11 protein-coding genes and 1 tRNA gene are annotated in these 12,439 nt (G+C 47.6%); 2 read left to right on the top strand and 10 right to left on the bottom strand.

The window, feature by feature from the left end; translation table 11 throughout:
- Nucleotides 1-10 precede the first annotated feature (10 nt).
- The 5 genes from BQ7367_RS05975 to BQ7367_RS05955 all read right to left on the bottom strand — a co-directional run bounded on the left by BQ7367_RS05975 (nucleotide 11) and on the right by BQ7367_RS05955 (nucleotide 5,622).
- Nucleotides 11-646 carry an endonuclease III domain-containing protein gene (locus BQ7367_RS05975; protein ID WP_072524627.1) on the bottom strand — a complete coding sequence of 212 codons (636 nt, stop codon included), beginning with the start codon at nucleotides 644-646 and terminating at the stop codon, nucleotides 11-13.
- Nucleotides 647-679: 33 nt separating this feature from the next.
- Nucleotides 680-1,642 (bottom strand): putative ABC transporter permease, encoded by a 963-nt coding sequence (locus tag BQ7367_RS05970; RefSeq protein ID WP_072524626.1) that lies wholly within the window; start codon nucleotides 1,640-1,642, stop codon nucleotides 680-682.
- A complete protein-coding gene (gene rpiB / locus BQ7367_RS05965) occupies nucleotides 1,642-2,094 on the bottom strand; it encodes a ribose 5-phosphate isomerase B (RefSeq protein WP_072524625.1) in 453 nt (150 codons plus the stop codon). Before rpiB ends, BQ7367_RS05970 begins: the two co-directional genes overlap by 1 nt.
- Nucleotides 2,095-2,322: 228 nt before the next feature.
- The gene (locus BQ7367_RS05960; protein WP_072524624.1) at nucleotides 2,323-3,309 is read right to left on the bottom strand and encodes a DnaJ C-terminal domain-containing protein; all 987 of its coding nucleotides are present in this window, start codon (nucleotides 3,307-3,309) and stop codon (nucleotides 2,323-2,325) included.
- A gap of 156 nt (nucleotides 3,310-3,465) precedes the next feature.
- Nucleotides 3,466-5,622, bottom strand: a complete 2,157-nt coding sequence (locus BQ7367_RS05955; RefSeq protein WP_072524623.1) for a Tex family protein — start codon at nucleotides 5,620-5,622, stop codon at nucleotides 3,466-3,468.
- Between the two features lie 202 nt (nucleotides 5,623-5,824).
- Between BQ7367_RS05955 and BQ7367_RS05950 the strand changes: the two genes are divergently transcribed.
- Nucleotides 5,825-6,709 (top strand): RluA family pseudouridine synthase, encoded by an 885-nt coding sequence (locus BQ7367_RS05950; protein WP_072524622.1) that lies wholly within the window; start codon nucleotides 5,825-5,827, stop codon nucleotides 6,707-6,709.
- A gap of 158 nt (nucleotides 6,710-6,867) precedes the next feature.
- Nucleotides 6,868-6,941: transfer RNA gene (locus BQ7367_RS05945), tRNA-Arg, on the top strand.
- 43 nt (nucleotides 6,942-6,984) lie between these two features.
- On the opposite strand, the gene trpS is transcribed toward BQ7367_RS05945, so the two are convergent.
- The 5 genes from trpS to BQ7367_RS05920 all read right to left on the bottom strand — a co-directional run bounded on the left by trpS (nucleotide 6,985) and on the right by BQ7367_RS05920 (nucleotide 12,313).
- Complete coding sequence (gene trpS / locus BQ7367_RS05940; protein ID WP_072524621.1) at nucleotides 6,985-8,076, bottom strand: tryptophan--tRNA ligase; 1,092 nt, start codon at nucleotides 8,074-8,076, stop codon at nucleotides 6,985-6,987.
- 82 nt (nucleotides 8,077-8,158) lie between these two features.
- The gene (locus BQ7367_RS05935; RefSeq protein ID WP_072524620.1) at nucleotides 8,159-8,863 is read right to left on the bottom strand and encodes a phosphatase PAP2 family protein; all 705 of its coding nucleotides are present in this window, start codon (nucleotides 8,861-8,863) and stop codon (nucleotides 8,159-8,161) included.
- A gap of 147 nt (nucleotides 8,864-9,010) precedes the next feature.
- The gene (locus BQ7367_RS05930; protein WP_072526098.1) at nucleotides 9,011-9,952 is read right to left on the bottom strand and encodes a diacylglycerol/lipid kinase family protein; all 942 of its coding nucleotides are present in this window, start codon (nucleotides 9,950-9,952) and stop codon (nucleotides 9,011-9,013) included.
- Nucleotides 9,953-10,005: 53 nt separating this feature from the next.
- Nucleotides 10,006-10,614 (bottom strand): TetR/AcrR family transcriptional regulator, encoded by a 609-nt coding sequence (locus tag BQ7367_RS05925; protein ID WP_072524619.1) that lies wholly within the window; start codon nucleotides 10,612-10,614, stop codon nucleotides 10,006-10,008.
- A gap of 271 nt (nucleotides 10,615-10,885) precedes the next feature.
- Entirely contained in the window at nucleotides 10,886-12,313 is a 1,428-nt protein-coding gene (locus BQ7367_RS05920; protein ID WP_200786771.1) for an ISLre2 family transposase, read from the bottom strand.
- Nucleotides 12,314-12,439 lie beyond the last annotated feature (126 nt).

Genomic DNA, 12,439 nt, shown 5'->3' with positions numbered 1-12,439 from the left:
TTTCACTCTTTTATACTCCGGCCTTTTTACAGATATCACTTAGACAACATTTGTCACAATACGGTTTTGTCCGCGCAGTACAGATATCCCTCCCATGATACACCAGTCTGTGGCAGAAATCACTCCCCTCCTCCGGAGGAATGATCTTCCACAGCGCCATTTCTACTTTCTTGGGCTCTTTAATACCGTCCACCAGTCCGATACGGTTAACAAGACGGATACAATGGGTGTCTGTCACAATAGCCGGTTTCCCGAATACATCTCCCATGATCAGATTTGCGCTCTTTCTTCCCACTCCCGGGAGTTTCAAAAGCGCATTAAAATCATCCGGCACCTTCCCGTCATATTCATCTCTCAGTATCTTCATGCAGGCACTGATATCACGGGCCTTGCTCTTTCCAAGTCCGCAGGGGCGCACGATCTCTTCGATATCGTTCACATCCGCGTCAGCAAGAGCATTGACGTCCGGGTATTTTTCATAGAGGCCCTCCACTACCACATTCACTCTTGCGTCTGTACATTGCGCGGCCAGTCTGACACTGACCAGCAGTTTCCATGCCTGGTCATAGTCCAGGGTACATCCGGCATCCGGATATTCTTTTTTCAGCCGTTCGATCACTTCCAGAGCACGCTGCTTTTTTGTCATTCGTCTGTCTCCTTATCTTTCTACGGTTCTATATCAGCCGCCCATGATCCGGCGGATCTCTTCGAGCGCTTCTTTAAACCTCTCAGACACCGCTGTAGGATTTCTCCTGAGGTGCTCTGCCACCCGCAGATACCCCCGGTCTGTTCTGGAACTCATTTTTCTCAGCTCCTCTTTTATATTCTGTTTAAGCGTCAGCAGATCTGCCCTGCGCTCTTCTCCGATCAGACTGTTTACTTTAGATGGCAGTTCTTCACGAAGCAGCTGATCTGTCCGCTCGTACAGATCAGACAGAAGATCCTGGGTTTCAATCCGCTTCATATTGATACGCTCCAGATAAGCTTTTCTCCTCGTAAGCTTCTTTTCTGAACGTTCCTGCAAATATTTTCTGTAATCTTCCCGTACTTCTTCCGTAGTAACCCTGAGCTTATCCTGCATCTTACGGATCTGCTTTTTGCTTTCCTCCAACTGAGCCAGAAGCCTTCTCATATCCATAGCCTCATTGAAGGACTGAGTAAGATCCACAGCAGCCGTTACCGCCAGAATCATGGAAATCCACGTAGCTGCGGCGGAAGGAAGTCTGAGTACTGCTGCCTCAATGGGAAGATGTACTACACGGACCAGCAGAACCGAAAAGCATCCCCAGCACAAGGAGGATGTCACGCAGATATATCCCTTCAGATTCAGCTTCTGGCTGCTGTAATCCCAATATCTCACATGGAACAGCGATTCCATGACCGCTCCTGTAAAATATTCCAGGATCGTCGCCGCCGACATTCCGAGGACAAATATCAGTACTACATTGTCCCGGACACCAATCGTACTGACCAGGACAACCAGCGCTCCGCTCCCGTAGAGGGGAAGCATGGGGCCATGCATGAACCCGCGGTTTACCCAGCGTCGTTTCCGGAGGGAGACATAACAGCTTTCCCACACCCATCCGATAAAACTGTATATGAAGAAAAACAATACCCACTGGGTCAGGTCATAAGAATGCATTACTGCTCCTTTTCTTCGATGGACATGATCATGTCGACTCTCCTGCGGTGTCTCTCGCTGCCGCTTTCAAATTCTGTGTCGAGCCATGTTCCGACGATCATCTTCGCCAGTTCTGCCCCGACTACTCTCGCTCCAAAAGCAAGAATATTACAGTTATTGTGGGCTCTGGCCATCTTTGCCGTAAAAGGCTCACTGCACACTGCGGCCCGGATCCCCCTAACTTTATTGGCGGCAAGAGAAATGCCCAGCCCGGTCCCGCAGATCAGTATCCCCTGGTCCACCTCTCCGGCTGCTACCGCGCGGGCCACTATTTCTCCATAAACCGGGTAATCACAGCTCTCTGCCGAGTTCGTCCCGTAGTCTACGATCTCATGTCCTTTTTCTTTCAGGAACTGTATAATCTCAGCTTTCAGTTCCAAAGCTGAATGATCATTTCCTATTCCGATCTTCATCTTCACTTCTTCCCTTTCTCTTCTGACTTAAATTCTTTCTTCAGCGTTTTCTCTATCATATCAAATACACCGGACAAGTGCAACAAAGCCATCGGAAAATGTCTGTCATAGAAATATGAAAACAAAGTCTTAGATATCTCCCGGCTATGCCCGGAACAAAAAAATCGGCGGAACAGGACTGCCGGTCTGCTGCCGGCAGTCCTGTTCCGCCGATGATCATCTTGAAAATCATGCGCTTTTCGCGCGTCCCGCGCAAAGCGCTTCAAACTCTTTCAGTTTCTGACGGGCCGCCGGGCTCAGCCGTGCCGGCACATCGATCTGCACGGTAACATACTGATCACCCCGTACAGACGGATCCTTCATAGAGACGATTCCTTTCCCTCTAAGACGGATCTTTGTTCCTGACTGAGTCCCCTCCTTTACCTTACACAGAACATCGCCATAAAGTGTCCTTACCTGGATCTCCCCGCCAAATACCGCTGTTGTGTAGGGGATCCGGACTGTAGTATATACATCGGCGCCCCTCCGTTCATATCCGGCCTTTTCTCCTACTTTTACCTTCAGCAGAAGATCCCCGTTTTCCCCGCCGTTTATACCCGGCATTCCTCTGCCCTTCAGACGCACCAGCTTTCCTGTATCGATCCCGGCCGGAATACGCACCTTAAACGACAACTCTTTTCCTCCCTGGACGGACGGATCTCTGAGGCGGATCACTTTATCACAGCCAAACACAGCTTCATCAAAACTTACCGACACGTCTGCTCTGATATCAGAACCTTTTTCTCTGTAACTGCCGCTTCTAAAACCACCAAAATCACTGGAATTTCCATGATGAAAAATATCTCCGAAAATGTCCCGGAACATATCATCCATGTTTCCTCCTTCAAAGTGGTATTCCTCAAATCCTCCCGGACCGCCATAAGACCGGTAAAAATTCTCTCTGCTTCCCGCACCATTATAATTTTTATAAGGACCGGCGCCTGACTGATCAAAAGCGGCATGTCCGAACTGATCATACATCTTACGTTTCTCTTCATCGCCCAGGACATCATATGCCTCTGTAACTTCCTTGAACTTCTGTTCCGCTTCCGCATTTCCCGCGTTTGTGTCCGGATGATATTTCTTCGCGAGCTTACGGTATGCTTTCTTTATCTGTGCTGCATCAGCGTTCCTTCCAACGCCCAGCACTTCATAATAATCTCTTTTTCCTGACATTGTAACCACCCTCCTGCCTTACCTGCTGTTGTACCTGTATATTCAGAATATCCAGTATATGGACATATTATTGCATTTTGTTCTATCTGTAATATAACAATTATTTTTTACAATGTCAAGAATCCCGCATCACAAACTCATCCGCAGGCAATGCCTTTAGCTCACTCCTCTCATAGTAAGCTGAATCCTTTTTCTTTTTAGATCCACACTCATAACCTTTACATCCACAATATCCCCTACACTGACAGCTTCCAGCGGATGTCTGATATATTTATCCGTGATCTGAGAAATATGGACCAGGCCGTCCTGATGAACGCCTATATCAACAAAAACCCCAAAATCGATCACGTTTCGCACTGTCCCTTTCAAGATCATGCCTTCTTTCAGATCCTTCATTTCAAGGACATCCGTCCTGAGAATTGGTCTGGGCATCTCATCCCGGGGATCGCGGCCCGGCTTTTCAAGTTCTTTTACAATATCCCGTAGGGTAATTTCTCCTATCCCCAGTTCCTCCGCGAGTTTCCTGTAATCTCTGATTGTAAGGGACAAGCCTGTCAGCTTGTGCTGCGCCACATCCTCTGTTGTATAGCCCTGCTTTCTCAGCAGCTTGTCCGCAGCCTCGTAGGATTCCGGGTGAACACCGGTAGAGTCCAGCGGATTTTTCCCGTTCTGGATCCGCAGGAAGCCGGCACACTGCTCAAATGCCTTGGGGCCCAGCTTGGGCACCTTCAGCAAGTCGCGGCGATCTGTAAATCTGCCATTCTCTTCCCTGTAAGCTACGATATTTTTTGCCACAGTTCCGCTGATACCGGAAATATATGACAGAAGCGGAGCCGAGGCGGTATTCAGGTCTACTCCTACTTTATTCACACAGTCTTCTACCACACCGTTTAAAGAGCTGTCCAGTTTCTTCTGGTTCATATCATGCTGATACTGTCCCACCCCGATGGATTTGGGATCGATTTTCACCAGTTCCGCAAGGGGATCCTGCAGCCGCCGGGCAATGGAGGCCGCGCTCCTCTGTCCCACGTCAAATTTGGGGAATTCTTCACTGGCCAGCTTGCTGGCAGAATATACAGACGCGCCGGCTTCATTCACAATCACATACTGCACGTTCTGATCTGGCATTTCTTTCAGAAGCTCTACAATAAACTGCTCTGACTCCCTGGAAGCCGTCCCGTTTCCCAGAGAGATCAGAGAAATGTGATACTTCGGGATGATCTTTTTTAACAGGTCCTTACTGGCTTTGATCTTCTGCGGCGTAGTCGGCGCGGTAGGATAGATCACTGTCGTGCCGATCACCTTTCCGGTGGGATCCACTACGGCCAGCTTACAGCCCGTACGGAACGCCGGATCCCATCCAAGGACCACTCTCCCGGCAATCGGCGGCTGCATCAGAAGCTGATGCAGATTCTTCCCGAACACTTCAATCGCTCCGTCCTCCGCTCTCTCTGTCAGCTCGCTTCTGATCTCACGCTCAATGGCCGGAGCAATCAGTCTTCGGTAACTGTCTGCCACTGCTTCCTTCAGCACCGGAGTCGTATAGGGATTATCCGAATGGATTGTGTGTTTCTCCAGATACTGTATGATCTCTTCCTCCGGAGCTTCTACCTTCACTGTCAGAAATTTCTCCTTTTCGCCCCGGTTCAGGGCCAGAATGCGATGCCCCGCCAGTCTGGATACGGGTTCTTCAAAATCATAGTACATCTCATATACAGATTCTGCCTTTGCATCCTTTGCCGCTGATGTCACTCTGCCTTTTTGCGCAGTAATTCTGCGGATATAACTTCTGTACTCTGCATTGTCGGATAAAGTTTCCGCAATGATATCCCTTGCGCCTTCAATAGCTTCCCCGGGATTGGGGACCTCCTTTTCTTCCGATATATACTTTCTTGCCTCTTCTTCCAATGGAATATCGGTATCCTGCGCAAGCATAAACGCAGCCAGAGGCTCCAGTCCCTTCTCCTTCGCGATCATTGCGCGGGTCCTTCGCTTCGGACGGTAGGGCCGGTACAGATCTTCCACCGTCACCAGCGCTTCCGCCGCCAGGATCTGGTCTCTCAATTCTTCTGTCAGCTTCCCCTGCTCGCCAATGCTCGCGATGACCTGCTCCTTTTTTTCTTCCAGATTTCTCAGATACAACAGCCTCTCATGAAGTTTCCTAAGCTGCTCGTCATTCAGAGAACCCGTGGTCTCTTTCCGGTACCGTGAAATAAAAGGAATCGTGTTTCCCTCATCGATGAGATTTACCGCTGCGTCTGTCTGCCAGCGTTTTACGCCGAGCTCTTCCGCCAGCTTTTGATTAATATCCATACAGGTTGTCCTCTCTGTCAAAATTTATCTGTAATATTGTACCATATTCCCGACTTATCCTTCCAGTGATTTCTTCTTCTGTTATTTTTTATCCATTTCTGCTATCATTATGTAGATAATGCGGCAGCTCTGTATGATGTCAGTCAAAGACAAGACAGCCGCGGAGCTGAAGCATGCCTGACAAAAGAAAGGAAACTGGTTTATGGAACGTACGATCACATACCAGATAAAAGAATCCTCAAACGGGATCCGGGCAGAACAGTATCTCCGCCGGCTGGGATATTCATACCACAGTCTTGCACAGTTGAAAAAGGTACCTGACAGCATCCGGATAAACGGAGTCCCTTCGTATATGCGCACCACTTTAAAAACAGGGGACATTCTCTTTGTTTCTATCAGAGAGTCAGAATCTTCCCCCAACATTCCTCCTGTGGAGCTTCCCCTTCATATTCTCTATGAAGATGAGGACCTCATCGTAATCAATAAGCCTGCCGGCATGCCCATGCATCCGTCACTGAACAATTACCGGAACACTCTGGCCAACGGACTGATGTACTATTATCAGAAACAGGGAAAGCCCTTCGTCTTTCGTTGTACAAACCGTCTGGACCGGGATACCTCCGGGCTGACGGTGATCGCCAAACATATGGTCTGTTCCGGCATCCTGTCCAAAATGGCAGTACGCCATGAAATCCGCCGGGAATATCTGGCTGTTGTCCGGGGAAGCGTTGTTCCGCCTTACGGCACGATAGACGCGCCTATCGGACGCGCAGGCACATCTCTGATCGAACGACGGATCGATGAAGAATCCGGAGAACCCGCGGTTACTCACTATCGTGTCCTGGAAGAAAAGAACGGCTTCAGCCTTGTCTCCCTTATCCTGGAGACAGGTCGCACTCATCAGATCCGCGTCCACATGAAGCATATCGGATATCCGCTTATCGGAGATTACCTGTATAATCCCGATATGGAAAAAATCCAGCGCCAGGCTCTCCATTCCTGGCGCCTGGCGTTCCGGCATCCGATCACGGGAGAAGATATGGAGTTTACGGCAGAGCTGCCGGAAGATATGGTAAGAATATTCTGACTTTTTCGCTAAAAGGGGCCGTGTACCTGTTAAAAGGGGTCAGGCCCCTTTTAACAGGTACACGGCCCCGGTCAAATTCTTCATAAAAAAGATTGACACCCTCTGAAAATTATTATATAATTATTTCTGCTGTTACAAGAACAGTAGTTAAATACTATGTGCGATTAGCTCAGCTGGATAGAGCGTCTGGCTACGGACCAGAAGGTCGGGAGTTCGAATCTTCTATCGCACGTATAAAAAAGATGCCGCATATGCAGCATCTTTTTTTATCATATTCAGATTTTTTTCGTGAACTGTTCTGCCTGTTCTCTGATCAGTTCTTCATCGTCAAAATAGTTGATCTTCATTGCAGCCTTCACTTCTTTCAGTGTCTGTGCCGCCACAGCCTCGGCTTTTTCGCTTCCCTTTTTCAGGATCTCATACACTGCCGGGATATCTTTCTGGAATTCTTTTCTCCGATTCCTGATCGGTTCCAGCTCTGCCTGCAGCACGTTATTCAGGAAACGCTTCACCTTCATATCCCCAAGGCCGCCCCGTTTATAGTGGGCTTTCAGTTCATCCAGATCTTTGTACTCCGGCAAAAACTCCGGGAAATATTCTGGCCTGCAGAATGCGTCCAGATAAGTGAACACAGTATTTCCTTCCAGCTTCCCGGGATCTTCGATCCTGATATGGGTGGGATCTGTAAACATGCTGAACACTTTTTTCTTGATGTCCTCCGGTTCCTCTGACAGATAGATACAGTTCCCGAGGGATTTACTCATCTTTGCCTTGCCGTCAATTCCCGGCAGCCGCATGCACGCCTCATTCTCCGGCAGCAGGATCTTGGGATCCACCAGGGTTTCTCCATACACGGAATTAAATTTGTGGACGATCTCCTTCGTCTGTTCCAGCATTGGCATCTGGTCCTCTCCCACCGGAACTGTCGTCGCCTTAAATGCGGTAATATCCGCAGCCTGGCTGATAGGATAGGTAAAAAATCCTACCGGAATGCTGGCCTCAAAGTTCCTCATCTGTATCTCCGCCTTTACGGTAGGATTGCGCTGCAGTCTGGATACAGTAACCAGATTCATATAATAAAAGGACAGTTCGCAGAGCTGAGGAACCTGTGACTGGATAAACAGGGTAGACTTCTCCGGATCCAGCCCGCATGCCAGATAATCAAGGGCCACCTCGATAATATTCTGACGTACTTTCTCCGGATTGTCCGCATTATCCGTCAGTGCCTGAGCGTCTGCTATCATTATAAATATGTCATCAAAATCGCCTGTATTCTGTAGCTCTACTCTCCTCCGCAAAGACCCGACATAATGCCCCACATGGAGCTTTCCTGTCGGACGGTCTCCGGTAAGCATGATCTTCTTCATAATCGTCTTCCTCCTGTTCCTTCCCTCATTCCGGCATCAGCAGCCTGTCTTTCTCTCTTTCCCGATATCATAACCAGTACATTTACTTATTAGGAAACAATGCATGTTTCTGCTTCGCATAACGCACAGCTCCTCGCTTTTCCAGACTTTTTCTTCTTTCCGGCGCGTATATGATCAGGTACAGAGCATAGGCCATAAAAAATGCTCCGAGAACATCCAACATGGAATGCTGTTTTAAAAATACTGTAGCAAGAATGATCATTCCCGCCAGCACATATGCGCCCCAGCAGATTCCCGGACGTTTTTTAAGCGCGCTGCTCTCATGGATAGCTATGCATGCGCTCAGTGAGTTAAACACATGCAGACTTGGAAATATATTTGTACAGGTATCTGCCCGATACAGCATACGAACCGCGTCAACAAAGATATTGTCTCTTTCAAATACTACCGGCCTTAAGTCCTGCCCGTTGGGGAACACCGTAGATATAATAAGAAAAACCGTCATCCCCGTAAACATAAACTTTGCCATCCTGTAAAATCCCGGCACATCTGTAAAGAAAAAATAAAGAAATACCACGGCAATAAAGGCGAACCACATCAGATATGGAATAATAAAATATTCGATAAACGGAATATAATGATCCAGCCTGATCTCGATCACATGATAATCTGTTGTAACATGTTTTTCCAGATAAAGAAACCATGGCATATATATAAAAATATATAAGAATACCCATGAATGTTTATATTTTCCGATCCATTCCGCGAATCTTTCTCTCCGCTTCATTATTGATACCCCTTTTAATGATGAAATTTATTTTTCAGATCCCCGTATTTTCTCTCCTGTATTTCATTAAATTTTCTCAATTCGCATCGATTATATCACGATTTAAAATAGACAACAACTGTCTTCATAAAACATTTAGGAATTCTTTCATTTCTCCCCTGTGATCACCCGCAGCTTTTCTTCCATGATCCCCACCTCTATCTTTTTCCGAGGAAATGAAGGCTCTCCGTCTGTATGCAGTACCAGGGGACGGTCTGTCTCCGCCAGCGCTGTTCTGCACTTTAAAATTGTAACTCCCCGTGCCCCCACGTGCTTCCCCCAGAAAGCCAGCGGCAAAAGAAACAAAATCTTAAGACGGCTCAAATCATGGGCCACGAGTATATCCAGAAGGCCATCCTCAGGTGACGCATCCGGGCAGAACGCAAAACCGCCTCCCTCATATTTCAGATTCATAAATGCCGCAAAATATGTATCCTTAAATATCTTCTGACTCCCATCCGGCAGAGACAGGCTCATATGAACCGGACGGTCTTTTCTGAGCCGGTCCAGAGCCACCGCCGCATAACTAAGCTTGCCAAGACCTATCTTGTTCAGTATTTTCTTCCACCGTGACACACAAACCTCATGACAGACCGCGGCATCGAATCCGATTCCGGCGCTTACCAAAAACCTTCTCGTCCGTCCGGGATCTCCATTCCATGTAAGTTTCCCTACATCCATTGAGATGATCTTTCCAGGACACAATACCACCCTGAGAGCTTCTTCCGGAGTTGACGGCAGTCCCAGACCCCTGGCGAAATCGTTGCCGGACCCCACAGGAATATATCCCAGCGTTACTTTCCCCAGATCACAGATCCCGTTTACCACCTCATTTACCGTTCCATCTCCGCCCAGGACCACGATCGTGCGGCTCTGACCGTCTGATGTACAGTGTTCCGCGATTCGCCTGGCATGTTTTGGACCTTCTGTAAGATGTGCCCGATAATGAACTTTTTTCTTCTTCAGTTCCGGAGCCAGTCTGTTCCAGACCATCTCTCCCAGACCGGAGCGCGCTTTCGGATTTATAATAAAATCATATTCCGTTCCCATGGATTTATCCCCTTTGTATTTTCTTTCACTTCCGATCTGCATTTCCTTACGTATTACATCTTACATAATACCGCGTCAAGGTACTTCCCAAGCGACCGCCTCATATTTCCTTCAAAATCCGCTTTGCCGCTCTTAACACACCATTCAAACACATTGCCTATAACGATCATACGGATATCCGTTGTGAACTCCTCGATCTTCACGTTAAGCTTCACGATCCCTGCCGCGATCGCCTTCTCCACATATGCCTGCACTGTCACGATCGGATACGGCCGCTCCGTGCGGATCGCGGCGTTGAGCGCCTGGTTCTTTGTGTCATAGTATTCTGACATAAACTCTACCCCCAGCTCCCGGCAGTATTCTACATAATTCATGTAAACCTGGATGATGCCCCTCTTGACACCTTCCACGTCCGCGGGAAGCTCGAGCAAATCCGGTTCAATCTTAGGCTGATCTTCAATGTAGTAGGAAAGCAGATCGTCTTTTGTCTTAAAATGATGGTAAAAGCTTCCGTTAGAAACTCCCGCCTCCTCACATATGTTTTTGATAGACAGTTCCTCATATCCTTTCTTCCCCAGAATACGCTTTGCCGCCTGAAATATTTTCTCCTTTGTTTCCCTGGACTTTTGCTGTTGCCTGGAAATCTCTGTTTTTTCACTCATTTTACGGTATTCTCCTGATCATCCGCACAGCCCATCACGCCTTGAGGCGTTCGCTGCACTCACATACCCTCATATAGAGTCCCGCTTGGATGCAAGCATCCAGTGCGTCTCTATATACGGGCGCTCTCGTGGCTATGCGTTCATTATACCACGACTCCTCATATGTTTCAAGAAAACAGAGTCCGCTCTATTATTGTCGTTACTGTCAAGTAATCGTTGGCAACTTTCTTTCCGATTTATCTTTTTGCTCAAACAGTCCTTTTTCTGGCTTCTAATATCCAGCCATGTACAGCAGGCGTTTTCTCTCTCCTTGTATCTTTCCTTCCAATCCAACCACATGCCCTATTGCCGGATATTGATATCCCTTTCCGTCTTTTTTTGGCGCCTTCGCTGACATCAGGATCTCCCCGTATAATTCTTCTACTTTTTCTTCTTCAAATACCGGTTTCCTCAGACGTTCTGTCACTTCATACAGCTTTCCGCTGCATTTTTTTGCCAGTATCTTTGCCAGATGGTTCCCGCCTCGCCGGCTCCAGCTTCTGTGCCCATGCTTCATCCGTTTCGCAATCACACTCCACACATGGTTTTCCATTGTCCCCATGTTCCGGTATTCCAGCCCCTCCGGCGGATCTGGCAGCTCCAGATCCTGGGACTGATAGGGCAGGAGCCCTTCCCGGTTGTTTTCATAGTATCGGATCAAGTCTTCTACATCTTCAATCTCATCCTCTTCGCTCAGACTGTTTCGGTAGATCTCCAGATACCGGAATAATTCTTCGATCTCTTCTTCTCTCAGGAGTTCCAAGATCGCTTCCCGTGCAGCCTCTTCATGGATCTTTTCTTTCACAGCTTTATTGCGGTGAAATGGGTCTAACTGAAAACAGGTACTTTTATCTTTTACTTTCTTGATCCACGACGCCCCGTCTGCATTTAAGATCCTCTGGCTTACCTCATCCAGATCAAACTCCTGCGCGATTGCCGCTTCCCGGTATTCCTGAAACTCTTTTGCTTTGGAAAATCCCGCAGCTACCACTTTATTTTCCAGTGCATAACGATCCGGACCGGTTTTCCTCCACCCGTCATAAGCAATTCCGATCTTGATCTCTGATTTATCCTGTTTTTCCTTTTTTCTGTCTTTTCCCTGTAGCTTGATATAAACTCCGTCTGCTTCTTCAAACAGAACAGGAACCTCTCTTTTCCCTTTCACTTGGCCTTTCTTATATGCTTCTGTTAACTCAGCTTCGTCCTCACAGACCTTTTCCCCTAACACCTGGATGACGTTCCACACGCCCATCGCACTGATGGTCTGTCCGGTCATCTCACTGACCTGCCGGGCGCATTCTCTGTAAGAGAGTTCCGTGATCCCTTTTACTAACAGTTCCGCCAGGTTCGTTGAGATCAGACCGACATGGTCCAGATCCAGTGTTTCATCCAGCAGATATACAAAGTGTCTGGTCCCGTCTTCCTCGGTCACTTCATAGACAGTCCTCTGATAGGTTACTTCTCCATACACGGTTTTTACAGTTGTCTGTCTGGCACCCTTATTCCGGTACTTCTTTTTGTCCCTGTCCTCCATCAGTATCCGGTCATACCGCTCCAGGAATTCTTTTGTGAACTCTCTTCCAATCTGACAGATCCATGCATAAATATTTTGCTCTAATTCCTTGAATGTTACGCCGTTTTCCTTTATCATTGAATTCATCATACAGACTCCTTATGTTTTTTCTGGCAATTAAACAATAAGACAAATCTGTATGATTGGGAAGAGGTTTCGATCTCTTCCCTTTATTTTTGCCAATGATAATTATACTCTAAGATTATTGTCATA

Source organism: Clostridium sp. Marseille-P3244, from assembly GCF_900120155.1.
GTDB lineage: Bacteria > Bacillota > Clostridia > Lachnospirales > Lachnospiraceae > Mediterraneibacter.
This window is presented reverse-complemented; position numbering and strand designations above follow the sequence as displayed.

Coding starts and splice junctions, on each gene's coding strand:
- BQ7367_RS05975 (WP_072524627.1), bottom strand. CDS start 646: ATGACAAAAAAGCAGCGTGCTCTGGAAGTGATCGAACGGCTGAAAAAA.
- BQ7367_RS05970 (WP_072524626.1), bottom strand. CDS start 1,642: ATGCATTCTTATGACCTGACCCAGTGGGTATTGTTTTTCTTCATATAC.
- rpiB (WP_072524625.1), bottom strand. CDS start 2,094: ATGAAGATCGGAATAGGAAATGATCATTCAGCTTTGGAACTGAAAGCT.
- BQ7367_RS05960 (WP_072524624.1), bottom strand. CDS start 3,309: ATGTCAGGAAAAAGAGATTATTATGAAGTGCTGGGCGTTGGAAGGAAC.
- BQ7367_RS05955 (WP_072524623.1), bottom strand. CDS start 5,622: ATGGATATTAATCAAAAGCTGGCGGAAGAGCTCGGCGTAAAACGCTGG.
- BQ7367_RS05950 (WP_072524622.1), top strand. CDS start 5,825: ATGGAACGTACGATCACATACCAGATAAAAGAATCCTCAAACGGGATC.
- trpS (WP_072524621.1), bottom strand. CDS start 8,076: ATGAAGAAGATCATGCTTACCGGAGACCGTCCGACAGGAAAGCTCCAT.
- BQ7367_RS05935 (WP_072524620.1), bottom strand. CDS start 8,863: ATGAAGCGGAGAGAAAGATTCGCGGAATGGATCGGAAAATATAAACAT.
- BQ7367_RS05930 (WP_072526098.1), bottom strand. CDS start 9,952: ATGGGAACGGAATATGATTTTATTATAAATCCGAAAGCGCGCTCCGGT.
- BQ7367_RS05925 (WP_072524619.1), bottom strand. CDS start 10,614: ATGAGTGAAAAAACAGAGATTTCCAGGCAACAGCAAAAGTCCAGGGAA.
- BQ7367_RS05920 (WP_200786771.1), bottom strand. CDS start 12,313: ATGAATTCAATGATAAAGGAAAACGGCGTAACATTCAAGGAATTAGAG.